This window comes from Rhodanobacter sp. OR87, assembly GCF_000473345.1.
Taxonomy (GTDB): domain Bacteria; phylum Pseudomonadota; class Gammaproteobacteria; order Xanthomonadales; family Rhodanobacteraceae; genus Rhodanobacter; species Rhodanobacter denitrificans.
This window is the reverse complement of sequence record NZ_AXBJ01000002.1, coordinates 249,533-266,447: the sequence shown is the minus strand read 5'-3', so window position 1 is coordinate 266,447 and position 16,915 is coordinate 249,533. Positions and strand designations below refer to the sequence as shown.

At 68.8% G+C, this 16,915-nt stretch carries 15 protein-coding genes; 7 read left to right on the top strand and 8 right to left on the bottom strand.

Annotation, left to right across the window (positions count from 1 at the left end; genetic code table 11):
• Positions 1–22 precede the first annotated feature (22 nt).
• The gene (locus RHOOR87_RS0102895) at positions 23–2,203 is read right to left on the bottom strand and encodes an EAL domain-containing protein (protein WP_015448919.1); all 2,181 of its coding nucleotides are present in this window, start codon (positions 2,201–2,203) and stop codon (positions 23–25) included.
• Between the two features lie 164 nt (positions 2,204–2,367).
• Between RHOOR87_RS0102895 and RHOOR87_RS0102890 the strand changes: the two genes are divergently transcribed.
• The 3 genes from RHOOR87_RS0102890 (at position 2,368) to RHOOR87_RS0102880 (ending at position 6,081) form a co-directional block, all read left to right on the top strand.
• Entirely contained in the window at positions 2,368–4,224 is a 1,857-nt protein-coding gene (locus RHOOR87_RS0102890; RefSeq protein ID WP_007513709.1) for a M1 family metallopeptidase, read from the top strand.
• Positions 4,225–4,409: 185 nt separating this feature from the next.
• The gene (locus RHOOR87_RS0102885; protein WP_015448920.1) at positions 4,410–5,354 is read left to right on the top strand and encodes an alpha/beta hydrolase; all 945 of its coding nucleotides are present in this window, start codon (positions 4,410–4,412) and stop codon (positions 5,352–5,354) included.
• A 139-nt stretch (positions 5,355–5,493) separates the two neighbouring features.
• Positions 5,494–6,081: a sterol desaturase family protein gene (locus tag RHOOR87_RS0102880; RefSeq protein ID WP_007513705.1), complete on the top strand. Its 588-nt coding sequence runs from the start codon at positions 5,494–5,496 to the stop codon at positions 6,079–6,081.
• 18 nt (positions 6,082–6,099) lie between these two features.
• Here the strand turns inward: RHOOR87_RS0102880 and RHOOR87_RS0102875 are convergent, their stop codons facing one another.
• The 4 genes from RHOOR87_RS0102875 to ttcA all read right to left on the bottom strand — a co-directional run bounded on the left by RHOOR87_RS0102875 (position 6,100) and on the right by ttcA (position 10,086).
• On the bottom strand, positions 6,100–6,870 hold the full coding sequence (locus tag RHOOR87_RS0102875; protein WP_007513703.1) for a SprT family zinc-dependent metalloprotease: 771 nt from the start codon (positions 6,868–6,870) through the stop codon (positions 6,100–6,102).
• A 114-nt stretch (positions 6,871–6,984) separates the two neighbouring features.
• Positions 6,985–7,902: a recombination-associated protein RdgC gene (locus tag RHOOR87_RS0102870; RefSeq protein WP_007513701.1), complete on the bottom strand. Its 918-nt coding sequence runs from the start codon at positions 7,900–7,902 to the stop codon at positions 6,985–6,987.
• 83 nt (positions 7,903–7,985) lie between these two features.
• Positions 7,986–9,188, bottom strand: a complete 1,203-nt coding sequence (locus tag RHOOR87_RS0102865; protein ID WP_007513699.1) for an amino acid aminotransferase — start codon at positions 9,186–9,188, stop codon at positions 7,986–7,988.
• A 40-nt stretch (positions 9,189–9,228) separates the two neighbouring features.
• Complete coding sequence (gene ttcA, locus RHOOR87_RS0102860; protein WP_027484176.1) at positions 9,229–10,086, bottom strand: tRNA 2-thiocytidine(32) synthetase TtcA; 858 nt, start codon at positions 10,084–10,086, stop codon at positions 9,229–9,231.
• Between the two features lie 112 nt (positions 10,087–10,198).
• On the opposite strand from ttcA, the gene RHOOR87_RS0102855 reads away from it, so the two are divergent.
• Both RHOOR87_RS0102855 and RHOOR87_RS0102850 read left to right on the top strand, forming a co-directional pair.
• Positions 10,199–10,405 carry a DUF465 domain-containing protein gene (locus RHOOR87_RS0102855; RefSeq protein ID WP_027484175.1) on the top strand — a complete coding sequence of 69 codons (207 nt, stop codon included), beginning with the start codon at positions 10,199–10,201 and terminating at the stop codon, positions 10,403–10,405.
• 19 nt (positions 10,406–10,424) lie between these two features.
• Complete coding sequence (locus tag RHOOR87_RS0102850; RefSeq protein WP_027484174.1) at positions 10,425–11,024, top strand: GNAT family N-acetyltransferase; 600 nt, start codon at positions 10,425–10,427, stop codon at positions 11,022–11,024.
• Between the two features lie 3 nt (positions 11,025–11,027).
• On the opposite strand, the gene pssA is transcribed toward RHOOR87_RS0102850, so the two are convergent.
• The 3 genes from pssA to RHOOR87_RS0102835 all read right to left on the bottom strand — a co-directional run bounded on the left by pssA (position 11,028) and on the right by RHOOR87_RS0102835 (position 15,922).
• On the bottom strand, positions 11,028–12,419 hold the full coding sequence (gene pssA / locus RHOOR87_RS0102845) for a CDP-diacylglycerol--serine O-phosphatidyltransferase (RefSeq protein WP_027484173.1): 1,392 nt from the start codon (positions 12,417–12,419) through the stop codon (positions 11,028–11,030).
• Positions 12,420–12,526: 107 nt separating this feature from the next.
• A complete protein-coding gene (locus tag RHOOR87_RS0102840) occupies positions 12,527–12,925 on the bottom strand; it encodes a DUF4156 domain-containing protein (RefSeq protein ID WP_015448925.1) in 399 nt (132 codons plus the stop codon).
• A 141-nt stretch (positions 12,926–13,066) separates the two neighbouring features.
• On the bottom strand, positions 13,067–15,922 hold the full coding sequence (locus RHOOR87_RS0102835; RefSeq protein WP_027484172.1) for a pitrilysin family protein: 2,856 nt from the start codon (positions 15,920–15,922) through the stop codon (positions 13,067–13,069).
• A gap of 263 nt (positions 15,923–16,185) precedes the next feature.
• Here RHOOR87_RS0102835 and RHOOR87_RS0102830 point away from each other — a divergent pair, with 263 nt between their 5' ends.
• Both RHOOR87_RS0102830 and RHOOR87_RS0102825 read left to right on the top strand, forming a co-directional pair.
• Positions 16,186–16,389 (top strand): hypothetical protein, encoded by a 204-nt coding sequence (locus tag RHOOR87_RS0102830; RefSeq protein ID WP_007513684.1) that lies wholly within the window; start codon positions 16,186–16,188, stop codon positions 16,387–16,389.
• Between the two features lie 41 nt (positions 16,390–16,430).
• Positions 16,431–16,901, top strand: coding sequence for a tRNA (cytidine(34)-2'-O)-methyltransferase (locus RHOOR87_RS0102825; RefSeq protein ID WP_007513682.1), 471 nt, complete (start codon positions 16,431–16,433; stop codon positions 16,899–16,901).
• Positions 16,902–16,915: the final 14 nt, after the last annotated feature.

Below are 16,915 nucleotides of genomic sequence, written 5' to 3'. Positions count from 1 at the left end.
CGGCCGCCTCCGCCGGCGCCCGTCAGGACACGGGGGCGTGGCGGTGGGCGACCACCCAGCGACGAAAGCTGGCGTCGTCGACCGGGCGGCTGATCAGGTAGCCCTGCAGGGCGTCGCAGCCCATCTGTTCCAGCGCCTGGCGCTGGAACGCGGTCTCCACGCCTTCCGCCACCGCCACGATGCCCAGCCGGTGCGCCATGTCGATGATGAAGCCGGCCAGCGGATTGCCGGCCTCGACCTGCAGCTCGCTCACGAAGGCGCGGTCGATCTTGAGGACGTCCAGCGGCAGGTGTTGCAGGTAGTTCAGCGAGGAGTAGCCGACGCCGAAGTCGTCCAGCGCCAGCCGGAAGCCCGCGGCGGCGAGCCGTCGCAGGGTCGCCTGCGCGCCGTCGAAATCCTGCAGCAAGGCGCTCTCGGTCAGTTCCAGGGTGAGCCGCGCCGGCGCGACGCCGGCCGCATGCACCTGCGCCACCAGCCGGGCGGCATAGTGCGGATGGACGAGTTGCCAGGCGCTCACGTTGACCGCCAGGGACCCGCCGTGGGGGATGCCGTCGCGATCCCAGGCGCGCAGGTGCGCGCAGGCCTCGTCGACGACCCAGGCGCCGAGCGCGTGGATCAGACCGGTTTCCTCGGCCAGCGGGATGAATTTTTCCGGCGCCACTTCGCCCAGCTGCGGGTGGTGCCAGCGCAGCAGCGCCTCGGCGCCCAGCAGTTCGCCCGCGGTCGTGATCTGCGGCTGGAAATGCAGCGCGAACTGCGTGCCCATGCGATCCTGCTCCAGCGCCTCACGCAGGCCGCGTTCCAGGCGCAGGCGCTGGTCGGCCTCCTGCTGCATCGGCGGCAGGAACACCCGCACCGTGTTGCGTCCGGCCGCCTTGGCCCGGTACAGCGCGATGTCGGCCCGGCGCAGCAGGTCGGCCACGCCCACCTCGCCGACGGGGTATACCGCCACGCCGACGCTGGCACCCACCCCGAGCACGTGCCGGCCCTCCATCACCGGCTCGGACACCAGCGCGATCACGTCCTGCGCGACCCGCTCCGCGCGTGCCTGCACTTCCGACGGCGTGCGTTCCCGCAACCCCAGCATCAAGACGAACTCGTCTCCGCCCAAGCGCGCCAGCGTGGCCTCGGGTGGCGCCGCGGCAAGCAGGCGCTCGGCCATGGCCTGCAGCAGGCGATCGCCGACGTGGTGACCCAGGCCGTCGTTGATGGTCTTGAAGTTGTCCAGATCGATCAGCAGCAAGGCGCCGCAGACGCCGCGCGCCAGCGCGTCGGCACGCGATTCGGCGAGCCGCTTCAGCGCACAGGCGCGATTGGGCAGGCCAGTCAGGCTGTCGTGATAGGCGAGATGGCGCAGGTTCTGCTCGGCGGCGTGGCGCGTGTGTTCCTCGACCTCGAGCTGCCGCCGGGTGTGTTCCAGTTGTGCCGTACGCCGGCGCATCTGCGCGGCCAGCGACAGGCTCATCAGCAACACGAAGGGCAGGAAGGCGAAGGCGTCCAGGTAGGGAGCCTGGTAGCCGAGCAGGTCGACCATGATGTCGCCCCACAGCAGGACGACGAACTGCACGATCAGGCAGCCGCCCAGCAACACGGCGCGCAGCGTGTCGCCGCCGCGGTACTGCGCCCATGCGCGGCCGAGCGCCCACAGGAAGACCGCATAACTGGCCACATGGAAGGCCAGACCCCAGGCCGAGGCGGCGCCGGAGACGCGGTACAGCCGCTCGCCCCACGGCAGCACGATGGCTTGGCCCGGTTCCAGGCGCGAGAAGAACAGGGTGGCCGGCGCCGACCCGTTGACACACAGCAGCACCACCATCAGCAGGCTCATCGCCAGCAGCAGGCGCCAGCGGGTGCCGGCGCCGGTGTAGGCGCGGATGAACACCACCATGGGGGCGAGGCTGGCGATGGCCGCCGCGATCATCCAGTGCAGCGCAGCGGTGGCCGCCGCCAGCCCGTCGGCCCGCGCCAGCCGCATGTTGCCAAGCGCAAGCACGGCGATGCACAGGCACAGCGCCGCGTAGGAAAGATAGACGGCTTCGCGGCGCCGCCACAGGCCGATGACCACGAACTGCACGCCGGAGGCGAATGCGATGCCGGTGGTGGCGATCAGGGCCGCGATGAAGTAGCCGAACGCCGATGGATCCGCGCCAATCAGCATGCCCTCTCCCCAGGTTCGCGCCGCCGACGCGTAGTCGTCGATCATGGCGACATCCGTGCGGCAAGCTTGCACCTTTCGCCGCAACGAGAAAAGTCTCGGCGACGCGCCGTCCGGAACCGCCGCCCGCCATGCGACCAGGCCTTCCGTCACGGGCCAGCCAGCTTGCCGCGATGGCATACTCGTCGCATCCCTGCACCCGGAGCCGCTGCATGCGCCTGCTTTCCATCCTCGCCCTCGGCAGCCTCGTGCTGCCGCTGGCCGCCTACGCCAACGACCCGAATTCCTACGCGCAGCCCGACCAGGTGCGCGTGACCCATCTGGATCTCGACCTCACGATCGACTTCCCGCACAAGCAGCTCGACGGCCAGGCCACGCTGAAGCTGGACTGGAAGAATCCCAAGGCGCAGTCGCTGGTGCTGGACACGCGCGACCTGAAGATCGCCCGCGTCGAGGCGCTGGCCGCCGATGGCAAGGCCACGCCGCTGAAGTACGCATTGGCCCCGCGCGACAAGGTGCTGGGCAGCAAGCTGACCATCGCCACGCCGAAGCATCCGGCGCAGGTGCGCATCGTCTACACCAGCTCGCCCGAGGCGTCCGGCCTGCAGTGGCTGACCCCGGCGCAGACCGCGGACAAGAAGTTGCCGTTCATGTTCTCGCAGTCCGAGTCGATCCACGCGCGCTCGTGGGTGCCGCTGCAGGATTCGCCGGCGATCCGCTTCACCTACGACGCCCGCGTCACCGCGCCGAAGGACGTGCGCGTGGTGATGAGCGCAATCAACGACGCGAAGCATCCGCTGGACGGCAAGTTCGCGTTCGAGCAGCCGCACCCGATTCCGTCCTACCTGCTGGCGATCGCCGCCGGCGACCTCGCCGTGAAGGAGACCGGCCCGCGTTCGGCCGTCTATGCCGAGCCGTCGGTGGTGAACAAGGCCGCGCACGAGTTCGAGGACACCGAGCAGCTGATCGCCGCCACCGAGCAGCTGTACGGCCCGTACGCGTGGGGCCGCTACGACATCCTGGTGCTGCCGCCGTCGTTCCCGTTCGGCGGCATGGAAAACCCGAACATGACGTTCGCCACGCCGACCGTGCTGGTCGGCGACAAGAGCCTGGTCTCGCTGGTCTCGCACGAGCTGGCGCACTCGTGGTCGGGCAACCTGGTGACGTCCGCCGCGTGGCGCGACATCTGGCTCAACGAAGGCTTCACCACCTACGTGCAGGGCCGCATCACCGAGGCGGTGTACGGCAAGGCGCTGGCCGACGAGGAAGCGTTGCTGTCCGCCCGCGCCTTGCAGAAGAGCATCGGCGCGATGGCCGCCAACGCGCAGAAGCTGGCGCCCGATCCGCGCGGCATCGGCGCCGACGACGCGCTGTCCGACGTGGCCTACGACAAGGGCTCGTGGTTCCTGCGCACACTGGAGCAGCGCTTCGGCCGCGAGGCGTTCGATGCCTACCTGAAGGGCTACTTTCAGCACTTCGCGTTCCAGAGCATCACCACCGAGCAGATGCTCGACTACCTGAAGCCGAACCTGATCGAAAAATATCCCGGCAAGATGGGCTGGGACGAGGCAAAGGCCTGGGTCTACGGCGAAGGTATTCCGAAGGATGCGCCGCTGCCCGACTCGCCGCGCTTCAACGCGATCGACCGCGAGCGCACGGATTTCCTCGCCGGCTCGCTGGCCGCCGACAAGCTCGACGCCAAGGGCTGGAACACGCAGGAATGGATGTACTTCCTCGACCGCCTGCCCGATGCGCCGCCGCTGGCGAAGATGCAGGAACTCGACGCCGCCTGGCACCTCACCGGCACGCCGAACGCGGAGATCGGCATGCGCTGGTACAGCCACGCGATCGCCGCCGGCGACAAGGCCGTGTGGAGCGCCGCCGCCGAGCACATGACGCGGATCGGCCGCATCTATCTCACCACGCCGCTGTACAAGGCCTTCGTGAAAACCCCGGAAGGCCTGGCCTTCGCCGAGCAGGTCTACGCCAGGGCCAAGGCCGGTTACCACCCGCTGACTCAGCAGGTGGTGGAGGGCATCCTCGCCAAGGCGAAGCAAGCGAAGCACTGACCGCCCCTCCCCCTGCTCCGCAGGGGGAGGCTGGGAGGGGTAGCGCTTTTGATCTTCGACCAAGGTCAAGAGCGACCCCACCCCAACCCTCCCCTGCGATGCAGGGGAGGGAGCCCAACCTGCCACATTCCAAGAAAACCACCATGCCGCCATCAACGAACACCACCGCCCCGCTCTGGAAACGCATGCTGCGGCGCCGGCTGAAATTCCTGGCGTGGCTGGCGGCGCTGCTGGCGCTCGTGCTGGGCGGGAGCTACCTGTTCGCGCCGCAATGGCTGCTGCAGGCGAACGTCGCCCGCGAGGCGATGGCGGCACATCTGGAGGATCACTCGGTGCGGGCCGGCGACACGCACTGGGTCTACTACGAAGGCGGCCAGGGGCCGACCATCGTGCTGCTGCACGGCTTCGACGCCGACAAGAGCGTATGGCTGGAGACGGCGAAGCTGCTCACGCCGCACTTCCACCTGATCATCCCCGACCTGCCCGGCTGGGGCGACTCCTCGCGGGTGCCTGGCGCCAGCTACAACATCGACGCCCAGGCCGGACGCCTCGACGCCTTCGTGCGAACCCTGGGCCTGCAGCGCTTCCTGCTGGTCGGCCACTCGATGGGCGGCGCGATCGCCGGCGTGTACGCCAGCGAGCATCCCGAGCGCATGTCCGCGCTGGCACTGCTCGACGCGTTCGGCCTGAAGGGCAAGGAGAACGCGTTCGACCGCGACGCGCTGGCCGGCAGGAACCCGTTCGTGTTCGACGACCACGCCGGTTTCGAACGCGCCACCGCACTGGCGTACGAGCAGCCGCTCGACCTGCCCGGCCGCTTCGTCGACGTGTTCATCCAGCGCAACCAGCGCGACCGCGCCTTCATCGAGCGCAGCTTCGACGAATTGCGCGAGCCCGGACAATACCTTTCCGTGCAGAACCGGCTGGGCCAGCTGACCATGCCGGTGCTCGGCCTGTGGTGCCACGACGACAAGATCGTGGACATCTCCGCGCTGGACAGCCTGCGCAACGGCCTGACCGCCGCCAGCGCGATCAGCACCAGCACCATCAACGGCTGCAACCACATGCCGATGGAGGAAAAGCCCGAGCAGACCGCGCAGATCCTCACCGGCTTCGCGCTGTCGCATTGAACAGCGCTGGCGCCGGATGCTGAACGGCGCGCCGCCGCCATCCCGCGGCATTGTGAAATGCGTGTGACACCGTGGGACAATGCCGCGGTGACGTTGCGGTCTGGCGTAACCATGCGAAGACAGGACGGTGCAGCAAGTGATGAAGCGAAGTCCGTGGCGCATCTTCGTGGACGCGGTGATGCGGATGTCCGCCACCCCCGCCAACTACTGGGCCGAACTCGGCGTGGACAGCGCGCTGTGCCTGCTGTTGCTGGTGCTGGGCTGGCGCAGGCATGCGGACGGCCCGCTGACCGCACTGCTGGCGCTCGGCCTGGGCCTGTTCGCCTTCAGCTTCATCGAGTACTTCTTCCACCGCTGGTTGTTCCACACGCGCATCCCGCTGTTCACGCAGGGCCACGACCTGCACCACGCGCGGCCACTGGGCTACGACTCGCTGCCGTTCTTCCTGCCGCCGGCGGTGCTGCTGGCGCTGGCCGGCGTGTTCGTGCTGCTGCTGCCGACCGGTTTCGCCCTGCTGCTGGCCAGCGCGATCACCTTCGGCTACATCGTCTACGGCCTGAGCCACTTCATCATCCACCACGTGCGCTTCCACCAGCCGCTGCTGCGGCGCTGGGCCGGCGCCCACCACGTGCACCACTACCACCCGGACAGCAATTTCGGCGTCACCACGCCGCTGTGGGACGTGCTGCTGGGGACGAAGTACGTGCGCCAGCCCAGGAACCACTGAGCCGGGCCGCACGCGGCATCAATCGGCCACGTCGTCGACCAGTCGGTCGAGTTCGGCCTTCAGGATCGCGCCGTGCTGGCGCAGCCAGTCGCGCTGTTCACGCCAGTCCGGAAACAGGTTCTCGACCTGCGCCCAGAACCGCGGCGAGTGATTGCGTACCTTCAGATGGCACAGCTCGTGGGCCAGCACGTAGCGCAGCGCCGACGGCGGCGCCAGCGCCAGCGCGAGGTCGAGGTTGATGCGGTCGCGGGTGTCCAGGCTGCCCCACAGGCTCTTCATCGGCCGGATCCTGAGCGAGGTCGGCGCCAACCCCAGCTGCGGCACGTAGCCGGCCAGCCAGCGCGAGACGTCGCGGCGGATCAGCGTTTCCAGGTGCGAGGCGAGCAGGCCGCGGGCGATCGGCAGCGCGCGGGTGTGCGGGCGCGGAATCACCAGGGTCAACCCGGTCGCATGCGGCTCGATCTTCGGATAGGCACCCTCGACCCAGTCCAGTTCCGCCAATTCGCCGCGCAGCGGGAAGCTGCACGGATAGCCCACGCGCAGCGGCGGCAACGGCTTCACGATCAGGTTCAGTTCGTCGAGCTTCTGCTCCAGCCAGTCGGCGTGGCTGCGCAGGAACGCGCTGACCTGGGCCGGGTGGGTGCCGAGTGGATAGGTCACCCGCGCGCCCTGCGGTGTCACCGTGAGGCGCAGCCGGCGGGCACGCGGATGGGCGGTCTTCAGCACCCGGATGATGCTGCCGCCCACCGTTGCCAGTTCCAGCCAGTCGCCTTCCAGATGCTGCGCCATGATCCTGCCTGCTGCTTGCCCGGGCCCGTGCTGATCAAGAGGGAATCGGCCGCCCGCAAGCGACCGGACGCCCAGTATGGCGCGCCGGACGTCCCGGCGATATGGCTTTTTCGTTCAGCTATCGGCCGGGCGCGGCAGGCCGAACCATTCCTCCAGCTTGCCCAGCAGCCGCTCCAGTTCCAGCGTCAGCAGGGCAAAACCGGCGTCCAGCTCGGCGCGGGCGTCCTCGTGGCTGTCGCCCAACTCGTCCATCACCACGTCGAGGAACTTCAGCTTGCGCACGATCAGGTCCTCGCCCAGCACGAAACTGATCCGCTCATCGAAGGTGAGACCCAGCATGAACACCTGCTTGCCGTTGCGCAGGTGCTCCTTGACTTCCTCGGCGTCCAGGTCCTGCCGACGGCAGCGGGCGATCGCGCCGGTGGCGGTGGCCGGGTCGCGCAGCTCGCACTCGTCGCCCAAGGTCAGGCCAGCCGGCAGGTTGCCGGTGGCCAGCCAGTCGGTCATCAGTACGCGCGGGCCTTCCTCCGGCGCCAGCGGCACCGCCGGGAAGCTGCCCAGCGCCTCGCGGATCTGGGTCAGCGCGTTCTCGGCCGACTTGCGGCTGGAGGTGTCCAGCACCAGCCAGCCATGCTTCTTGTCGGCGTAGACGGACATCCGCGAGTTGCGCACGAAGGCACGCGGCAGCAGCTCGGTCAGCAAATCTTCCTTGATCCGCTTGCGCTCGCGGCCGCCGACCTTGCGGCCTTCCTCCTCGGCGATCTTCTGCACCTTGCGCTGCAGTTCGTCGTTGATCACCGCCGCCGGCAGCAACTTGTCCTCGCCACCGACGGTCAGCAGCGTGCATTGCTTGACGGCATGCGTGAGCGGCTCGCCCTCTCCGCGCCCGACCGGCGGCACGAAACCCTTGGTGAACATCTCCAGCGGCCCGCACGGGCGCAGCCGGTGCTCGGCCAGCGCCTCGTCGAGGCGGTCGAGATCGGTGGCGACGGCAGGAGAAAAACGGAACAGCGTGAGGTTGCGAAAGAACATTCGGTATCCGGATCAGTGTCGCCACGAAGGCGCAAGGAGGTTCGTCGCCATTCCAGCGCAAGCCGGGATGACGACAGGGAATTTCAGCGGGTGACGGTCGCGACTGCCGCGGCCACGGTGTCGAGATTGGCGTGGTTCAGCGCGGCCACGCAGATGCGCCCGCTGTCCAGCGCATAGATCGCGTACTCGTCGCGCAGCCGGTGCACCTGCGCCTTGCTCAGGCCGGAATAGGAGAACATGCCGGCCTGGCGGTTGATGAAGCCGAAATCCGGCGCGCCGAGCGCGGCCAGCTTTTCGACGAAGCCGGCGCGCATCGCGTGGATGCGCCCGCGCATGCCGGCCAGCTCCTGCTCCCAGCGCGCGCGCAGCTCGCTGCTGCCGAGCACGCCGGCGACCAGCGCGGCCCCGTGCGTGGACGGGCTGGAATAGATCGTGCGGATGACCTGCTTGATCTTCGACTGCAGCCGCTCGGCCTCGCCGCGATCGGCGCCGACCATCGACAGCGCACCGACGCGCTCGCCGTACAGCGAGAACGACTTGGAGTACGAGTTGGCGACCACGAACGCCTCGATGCCGGACTCCGCCAGCAGGCGCACCGCGGTGGCGTCCTGTGCGGTGCCGCGGTCGAAGCCCTGGTAGGCCATGTCGACGAACGGCAGCAGCCGGCGCTCCTTGAGCAGGCCGATCACCTGCTGCCACTGCGCCGCATCCAGGTCGACGCCGGTCGGGTTGTGGCAGCACGCGTGCAGCAGTACCACCGTGCCGGGCTCCAGCTTGCCCAGGTCCTCCAGCATGCCGGCGAGATCCAGGCCGTGGCTGGCCGCGCTGTAGTAGCGGTATTCCAACAGCTCGAAGCCGGCGGTGCGGAACACCACGTGATGGTTGCCCCAGCTGGGGTTGCTGATCGCGACCTTCGCCCCCGCGCCGGCCACCTGCTTCAGCAGGTCGGCCGCCACGCGCAGCGCGGCACTGCCGCCGATGGTCTGCGCGGTGGCCACGCGGCCGGCGGCCAACAGCGGCGATTCCGCGCCGAACACCAGTTGCTGGGTCAGCCGGTTGTACGCGGCCAGGCCGTCGATCGGCAGGTAGCCGCGCGGCTTCGCCGCCGCGGCCAGCGCCTGTTCCACCTCGTGCACGCTCGGCAGCAGCGGGATGCGGCCCTGCTCGTCGACATAGATGCCCACGCCCAAGTTGATCTTGCCCGGGCGCGGATCGGCCACGTAGGTCTCGGTGAGGCCCAGGATCGGATCGCCAGGGGCCATTTCAAGGGATGCAAAGAAGGACACGGCGGTTACTCGACAGACAGTGGAAGGGTGGGCGGAACATTCAAGCTTGCAGGTTCGCGGTCTCATCCGCCGCGTCGGCAGGCCAGACCGCGGCAGACGACGCGCCCAGCGCGAAATCGAACAGCGTACGGTCCGCCAGATGCGAGGGTGACACATGCGCCAGCGCGCGAAAGACGTTCTCGCTGCGCCCGGGCTGCTGCTGTTCCCACTCGGCCAGCATGCGCTGCACTGCCTTGCGCTGCAGGTTGTCCTGCGAGCCGCACAGGTTGCACGGGATGATCGGGAACTGCCGCTGCGCGGCGTATTCGGCGAGGTCGCTCTCGCGGCAGTACGCCAGCGGGCGGATCACCACGTGGCGACCGTCGTCCGAGCGCAGTTTCGGCGGCATCGCTTTCAGTTGCGCCTGGTAGAACAGGTTGAGGAAGAACGTGGCGAGGATGTCGTCGCGATGATGGCCGAGCGCGATCTTCGTAATGCCGTTGGCGGCCGCCCAGGTGTACAGCGCACCGCGACGCAGCCGCGAGCAGAGGCTGCACAGGGTCTTGCCCGCGGGGATCACCCGCGTCACCGTGCTGTAGGTGTCCTGCTCGATAATGTGGTACGGCACGCCGCGCGACGCCAGATACTGCGGCAGCACGTGTGCGGGAAAGCCGGGCTGCTTCTGGTCGAGATTCACCGCGATCAGCTCGAAGCGCACTGGCGCCTTCGCCTGCAGTTGCAGCAGCAGGTCCAGCAGGGCGTGGGAATCCTTGCCGCCGGACAGGCACACCATCAGCTTGTCGCCCTCCTCGATCATGCCGAAATCGCCGATCGCCTGCCCGACCTGGCGGCGCAGGCGCCGGGCCAGCTGGCTGCTCTCGGCAGTCGGCGGTCGGGGGATCTCGAGCTGGACGGACATGACGACCCATCGGACGGAGCGGAATGACCATTGTAGCGGGCCGCGCACTGCGCTACCGCCCCGCAAACGGCGCTAAACTTGCTGGATCGCCCCCCAGCCGCCGCCGTTCGCCATGCAGGTTCAGGATCACGCCGAGATCGTCCATCTCCTGGCCGAGTTGCGGATGGAACACCGCGACCTCGACGCGGCGATCGAGCAGTTGGCCTCGGCGATCGGCCGCGACGAGCTGCAGTTGACCCGGCTGAAGAAACGCAAGCTGCTGCTGAAGGACAACATCGCCCGGCTCGAGAGCAAGCTGATCCCCGATCTCGACGCCTGAACACCACGCCGGACTCCCCATGAACCCGTTTGCCCCGATCCGTCTGCACGACGAGTACGTCGTGCTGGAACCCCTGAGCCTGGACCACGTGCCCGCGCTGGAAGCCGCCGCCGCCGACGGCGAGCTGTGGAACCTCACGGTCACCAGCGTGCCGCCGCCGGGGCAGGCGCGCAGCTACGTCGAGAAGGCGCTGCAGGGCCAGGCCGAGGGACACATGCTGCCGTTCGCCGTGCGCGAGGCCGGCAGCGGCGAGATCGTCGGCAGCACTCGCTACTACGAGATCGACGCCGCGCTGCCGCGCCTCGCCATCGGCTACACCTGGTACGCCAGGCGCTGGCAGAAGACCCACCTCAACACCGCCTGCAAGCGGCTGCTGCTGGAGCATGCGTTCGAGGCGCTGGACTGCGTGGCGGTGGCCTTCCACACCGACGAGAACAACGAGGAATCGCAGCGCGCGATAGAGCGCCTCGGCGCGCAGCGCGAAGGCATCCTGCGCGCGCACAAGCGCCGCACCGACGGCAGCGTGCGCAACACCGTCTGCTTCAGCATCCTCGCCGACGAGTGGCCGAACGTGGCGAACTGGCTGGGCATGCGACTCGACCGGCTTGCCGCGGGCTGAACGTCACAGCAGGCGGTTGACCAGCCGGTCCAGCCGCGTGCGGTTCAATCGTCGCAGCAGCCTGCGCACCTCGGCCGGATAGTGCCGCGGGCTTTCCAGCGCATGGTAGTCGGCCAGCCGCATGGCATGCCGACGCAACGCCGCCCACTCCGCCGCGTGTTTCGCCTGCAGCAGGTGTGCGGGGTCGCGCAGCATCAGGCCGTTCTCCAGGTCCAGCGACCACGCGCGCGGGTTGAGGTTGTTGCCGGTCAGCACCGCCACGTCGTCGTCGACGAACAGGCCCTTCAGGTGGTAGCTGTTGTCGCCGTCACGCCACAGGTACAAGTTGAGTTGGCCGCTGTCGACGTGCCGGCGATGCGCCCGCGCGAAGCGGCGCAGGTTGTTCTCGTACAGGTACGGCAGCAGGCCGATGGTCTTGAACGGCTGCCCCGGCGGAATGTAGAAATCGTTGGCGGTCTTGTCGCCGACCATGATGTCGATGCGGCAGCCGTGCCGCAGCAGCTGGCCCAGTACGGCGCGCACCGGCCGCGGCAGATTGAAGTACGGCGTGAGCAGCAGCACCCGCTCGCGCGCGCCGCGCAGCAGCTCCAGCAGCGCCTCGTTCAGCGCGTTGTCGCCGCGGCCGAAGCCCAGCAGCGGCGTCACCGCGACCTCGCCGCCGACCAGCGTCGCCGGCGGCACCTCGTAACTCGCCCGCTGCAGCTGCTGGCGGAATTCGCGGATTGCCGGCTGCAGTGATTTCGTGGACGGCACTCCGGCCAGATCCAGCCGCCGCACGGCATCGCTGCCGACGAAGTGGCGCTGCACGAACCCGGCCATCGCATCGGCCAGGCCGGCATGCTGCAGCAGGTGATAGCGGTCGAGCCGGTAGCGCCCGTGCCGCACCAGGTAGACGTCGTTGAGGCTGGCGCCGCTGTACAGCACGGCGTCGTCGATCACGAAACCCTTCAGGTGCAGCACGCCGAACAGCTCGCGGTTCTGCACCGGCACGCCGTAGATGTCGACGCCCGGACCGAACCGCGCGGCGAGCTCGCGGTACATGCCCGCATTGCCTTCGCTCTTCTGCTTGCCGATCAGGCCGCGTTGCGCGCGATGCCAGTCGACGAACACGGATATCCGCAACCCCGGCGCGCGCAGCTTCGCCGCATGCAGCGCGCCGAGCACTTCGCGGCCGCCGTCGTCGTCCTGCAGGTACAGCGCCACGATCACGATGCGCCGGCGGGCCTGCGCGATCAGGCGCAGCAGCGTCTGCCGGAACGCGGCCGGATCGGGCAGCACGGCGATGGCGTCGGCCGGCACCGCGAAGAACGGCAGCTCGGCGCGCGGGCGCGGTTTGCGCCGGAACGGCAGCATGCGGCGCGCGAGCCGGCCGGGTGCGTTGATCAACTGGTTCATGGCGGCATCGGCAGGCAACAGCACGCATCATCGCAAACCACGCCCGGCACGCCTACCGCCACGGCCTGCACGCGGCGACTGGCGCCCCTGGCTTCGCTGCGGCGCGCTCAGTGACCCTTGATCGGGAACGTCTGCGCATTGCCTGGCGCCGAACCGGCCGGCGCGGCCGAGCGCGCCGGCGGCACTGTGTTCGCGCCGCACTGGTAGGCGCCCCACGGCTGCGAGCCGTCGGCCGGTTCGGCCAGCGGCTTGATGGTGTCGGCGTGCATCTTGGCGGCCTCGTTGCGGGCGAGCACTTCCAGCTCGTCGCGCACCTTGATGTCGTTGCGGTCGACCGGGCCGACGCGGTTCATCACCGAGACGGTGACCTTGCCCAGCTCGCGGCAGGAAGAGACATCGCCGCTCCAGGCCGTGCGCACGTTCTTGGCGGCATCGTCGAGCGTGATGCCCCAGCTGCAGGCGCCGAGCAGGAGGACGGGAACGAGCAACAGCAGGGTCTTGCGCATGGGTGGCTCCGCGACGGTGGCTTGGACATGAAGGAGGCCGGGCGTTGCCGGCGCGGCCTCCATCCTAGCGCGGGGACGGTGGCGCGTCCCCAACCGATCCACAACGCGCGGCGCCGGCGCATGCCGCCGCCGCGCTCGAGTTCACTGCACCGGCTTGCCGTCGGCGTCGAGCACCTGCACCTCGCCGAGCGTCAGCGCACGGATCGGCGCCTCGATCTTCTTGAGGTCGCCCACGATCACCCAGGTCAGCTGGTCCGGATGGATGATCTCCTTCGCCGCCGCCTCCACCGAAGCATCCGTCTGCGCCTCGATGCGCGACTTCAGGGTCTGCACGTAATCGTCCGGCCGGTGGTACAGCGCGATGCCCTGCAGCGCGCCCATCACCGCCGAAGTGGTCTGGTAGCCGCCGGGCATGCTGCGCACGTCGCCGACCTTGATCTTGTCGATCTCCTGCGCGGTCAGCGGCTTGTCGCCGATCACGCCCTTGGCCTCCTTCAGCATCTCGGCCACCGACGGCGCGGTCTTGTCGGTCTGCACCGGTGCGTACAGCATGAACGGGCGCTGGCCCTGCGCGTTCTGCAGGAAGCTGAAGGCGCCGTAGGCCCAGTGCTTGTCCTCGCGCAGGTTCATGTTGAGGCGCGAGGTGAAGGTGCCGCCGAACGCACCGTTCATGGTCCGGATCTCCAGATCGTTCGGCGCCTCGGTGGACGGCGCCAGGCTGCCGGCGAGGATCAGGCTCTGCTGCGCGCCGGGGCGGTCGACCAGGTCCACGCGCACCTGCGCCGGCGGCGCGACCTTGCCGATGTTCTTTGCCGGCACCTTGCCGGCCGGCGCCTTCCAGTGGCCGAATGCCGCGTTCAACTGCGGGATGATCTTGTCCAGCGTGGTGTCGCCGGCGACCAGGATCTGCATGTTGTCCGGGCGGATGAAATCGCCCATGAACGCGCGCATGTCGGCGGCGCTCAGCGACCTGATCGACGCTTCGGTGCCGGTGCCGGTGAACGGGATCGCGTAGGCATGGCCCTTGCCGTACAGCAGCGGCGGCAGGGTGCGCAGCGCGATGCCGGTCGGCTGGCTCTTTTCCTGGGCGATGCCGGCCAGCCACTGGCCGCGCAGGCGGCTGATGTCGGCCGCGCGGAACGCCGGGTTGCGCACGATGTCGGCGAACAGGTCGAGCGACGGCTTCAGCTGGTCGTCCAGCGCATTCAGCGTGGCGTTGCAGTAGTCCAGTCCGCAGCCGCTGGCGATGATCGCGCCGAGACGCTGCTTGCGTTTGGCGATCTCGACCGAATCCAGGCTCTTGCTACCCTCGTCCAGCATCGACATGGTGAAGCTGGAGGTGCCCAGCTTGCGGCCCTGGTCCGCTGCATAGCCGGCGTCGAACAGCAATTGCATCTGCACTGCCGGTACCGTGTGGCGCTCGGCCAGGATCACCTCCACGCCGTTGTCCAGCTTGCCGCGCTGCAGGGCGGGGAAGCTGAGGTCCGGGAAGCTGCCGACCTCGGGCACGCCCTTGCTGCGGTCGACATCGCTCGCCACCGTGCGGTAGTCGCCCTTCGCCGACAGCAGCGGCGCCGGCGCGCCGCTGGCCGCGGCGCGGCCAGCCACGGTGGCCATGTCGGTGTCCTCGACCTTGCCCGGCACCACGGTCAGCGTGTAGTCGCCCCTGGCAACCCACCGGTTCGCTACCGCAGCGACGTCGGCCGGCGTGGCCGCCATGAATTCCCTGAAGTCCTTCAGGTAGGCGCCCGGATCGTCGCGGTACAGCTGGCCCTGGGCCAGGATCGAGGCCTGCGTATTGACCTTCTCCAGCCCGCGCACGAACGAGGCGCGGGTTTCCGTCTTGACCCGCGCCAGCTCGTCGGCGGTCGGGCCGTCCTTCAGGAATTTCCGCCATTCGTCGGCGATCGCGACCTCGACTTTGACCGGGTCGGCGCCCTTCTTCACGTCCACCTGCAGGTTGAACAGGCTGGCCAGCACGTGCTGCTCCACCTCGACCGAGACGTCGTCGGCCAGCTTGTCCCGGTAGACCAGCCGCTGGTACAGCCGCGAGGTCTTGCTGCCGCCCAGCACGGCGGCGGCCAGTTCCAGCAGGTTCTCGTCGGTGGTGCCGCGACCCGGCACGTTCCATTCGCGATAGATGCGGGTCTGCGCCACGTTGTCAGTCATCGTGCCGCGCGTGGACTTGTCCCGCGCCGCGACCCACGGCTGCGGCCGCGGCACCTGCGGACCGGCGGCGATGTCGCCGAAGTACTTCAGCATCTTTTCCTTCGCCAGCGCCGGCGTGATGTCGCCGGACAGCACCACCACCGTGTTGGCGGCGCCGTAGTAATCCTTGAACCACTGCTTCACGTCGCCCAGCGAGGCGGCGTTCAAGTCCGCCATCGAGCCGATGGTGTCGTGGTGGTACGGATGGTTGGCCGGGAACGCCTCGGCCTGGATCAGCTCGCTGGCGCGGCCGTACGGCTGGTTCTCGCCCTGGCGCTTCTCGTTCTGCACCACGCCGCGCTGCTCGTCGAGCTGCGGCTGGCCGATCGCGCCGAGCAGGTGGCCCATGCGGTCCGATTCCATCCACAGCGCCATGTCCAGCGCGCTGGTCGGCACGGTCTCGAAATAGTTGGTGCGGTCGAGCCAGGTGGTGCCGTTCTGGTCGGTGGCGCCGGCCAGCTCGAACGGCTTGAAGAACTCGTCCTTGTGGTTCTCCGAGCCCTGGAACATCAGGTGCTCGAACAGGTGCGCGAAGCCGGTCCTGCCCTTCGGCTCATACGACGACCCCACGTGATACCACACGCTCACCGCCACCACCGGTGCCTTGTGATCCTCGTGCACCACCACGGTCAGCCCGTTGGGCAGGGTGAAGCGGGTATAGGCGAGCTCGGGGATCTGTTGCGTTGCCGCGGCAGCGACGGCAGCAGCGGGAGCGGCCAGCACCAGCGGCACGCCGCCGGTGAAGGTCAGCAGGCCGGCGATGAGCAGGGCGAGGGGCTTCTTTCTCACGGGTGAACCTCCTGTTTCACGGATAAGTCCACGCAGGCTAGCGACGCCCCACCGGCATCGCAAATGACTTGTGGCAGGGGCGCCGGCCACCTGTCCGGCTGTCCGGCGGCGACCGCGTGGCTGTCCGCGGACAATCCTTCGCTCATGCAGTCCACCTAGTTAATCCATAGCGTTCAATTACTTGGAGATAATCGGGCGCTTGGCATGGGGATTGCTGAAGTGGGAGGGCAGGAACTTCCCTTCATTCATCGGAGCCATGACCCATGAAATTCGAGACCTTGATGTTGCGCGGCCTGTTCATTGCCTGCCTGGCGGTCTGCGGCCTGATCCTCGGCGCCATGGTGACCACCACGCCAGCCTCGGTGCAGCTTGCCGCCCACGGCAGCGTCGGCGCCATCCTGCTGGCCGCGCCAACCACCTGCGCATTGCCACCGGACGGCGTGGTCTGCCCGCAGCTCGGCGGCTGAGCGCTCGACGCGGGCCGGCACGGACACGCGATAATGGCCGGATGCTGCACGTCATCCTGTTCCGTCCCGAGATCCCGCCGAACACCGGCAACGTGATTCGCCTGTGCGCGAACACCGGCGCCGCGCTGCACCTGATCCGGCCGCTCGGCTTCCAGCTCGACGATGCCCGGCTGCGCCGTGCCGGGCTGGACTACCACGAGTACGCCAGCGTCGCGGTGCACGACGAGCTGGCGCGCTGCCTCGACGCGATCGGCGCACCGCGGGTGTTCGCCTTCAGCACCCGCGGCCGGGTCGCCCATGTCGACGCCCGCTTCGCCGACGGCGACGCGCTGCTGTTCGGCTGCGAGACCGCCGGCCTGCCGTCCGACGTGCTCGACGCGGTTCCCCCGCCGCAACGCCTGCGCCTGCCGATGTGCCCGGACAGCCGCAGTCTGAACCTGTCGAACACGGTCGCCGTGGCCGTCTACGAAGCCTGGCGCCAGCTGGGTTTCCCCGGCGCCGCGAGCGTCTGAGCCCGGCCGGCGGG

Coding starts and splice junctions, on each gene's coding strand:
- RHOOR87_RS0102890 (WP_007513709.1), top strand. CDS start 2,368: ATGCGCCTGCTTTCCATCCTCGCCCTCGGCAGCCTCGTGCTGCCGCTG.
- RHOOR87_RS0102840 (WP_015448925.1), bottom strand. CDS start 12,925: ATGCGCAAGACCCTGCTGTTGCTCGTTCCCGTCCTCCTGCTCGGCGCC.
- RHOOR87_RS0102875 (WP_007513703.1), bottom strand. CDS start 6,870: ATGGCGCAGCATCTGGAAGGCGACTGGCTGGAACTGGCAACGGTGGGC.
- RHOOR87_RS0102830 (WP_007513684.1), top strand. CDS start 16,186: ATGAAATTCGAGACCTTGATGTTGCGCGGCCTGTTCATTGCCTGCCTG.
- ttcA (WP_027484176.1), bottom strand. CDS start 10,086: ATGTCCGTCCAGCTCGAGATCCCCCGACCGCCGACTGCCGAGAGCAGC.
- RHOOR87_RS0102825 (WP_007513682.1), top strand. CDS start 16,431: ATGCTGCACGTCATCCTGTTCCGTCCCGAGATCCCGCCGAACACCGGC.
- RHOOR87_RS0102895 (WP_015448919.1), bottom strand. CDS start 2,203: ATGATCGACGACTACGCGTCGGCGGCGCGAACCTGGGGAGAGGGCATG.
- pssA (WP_027484173.1), bottom strand. CDS start 12,419: ATGAACCAGTTGATCAACGCACCCGGCCGGCTCGCGCGCCGCATGCTG.
- RHOOR87_RS0102850 (WP_027484174.1), top strand. CDS start 10,425: ATGAACCCGTTTGCCCCGATCCGTCTGCACGACGAGTACGTCGTGCTG.
- RHOOR87_RS0102870 (WP_007513701.1), bottom strand. CDS start 7,902: ATGTTCTTTCGCAACCTCACGCTGTTCCGTTTTTCTCCTGCCGTCGCC.
- RHOOR87_RS0102885 (WP_015448920.1), top strand. CDS start 4,410: ATGCTGCGGCGCCGGCTGAAATTCCTGGCGTGGCTGGCGGCGCTGCTG.
- RHOOR87_RS0102855 (WP_027484175.1), top strand. CDS start 10,199: ATGCAGGTTCAGGATCACGCCGAGATCGTCCATCTCCTGGCCGAGTTG.
- RHOOR87_RS0102880 (WP_007513705.1), top strand. CDS start 5,494: ATGAAGCGAAGTCCGTGGCGCATCTTCGTGGACGCGGTGATGCGGATG.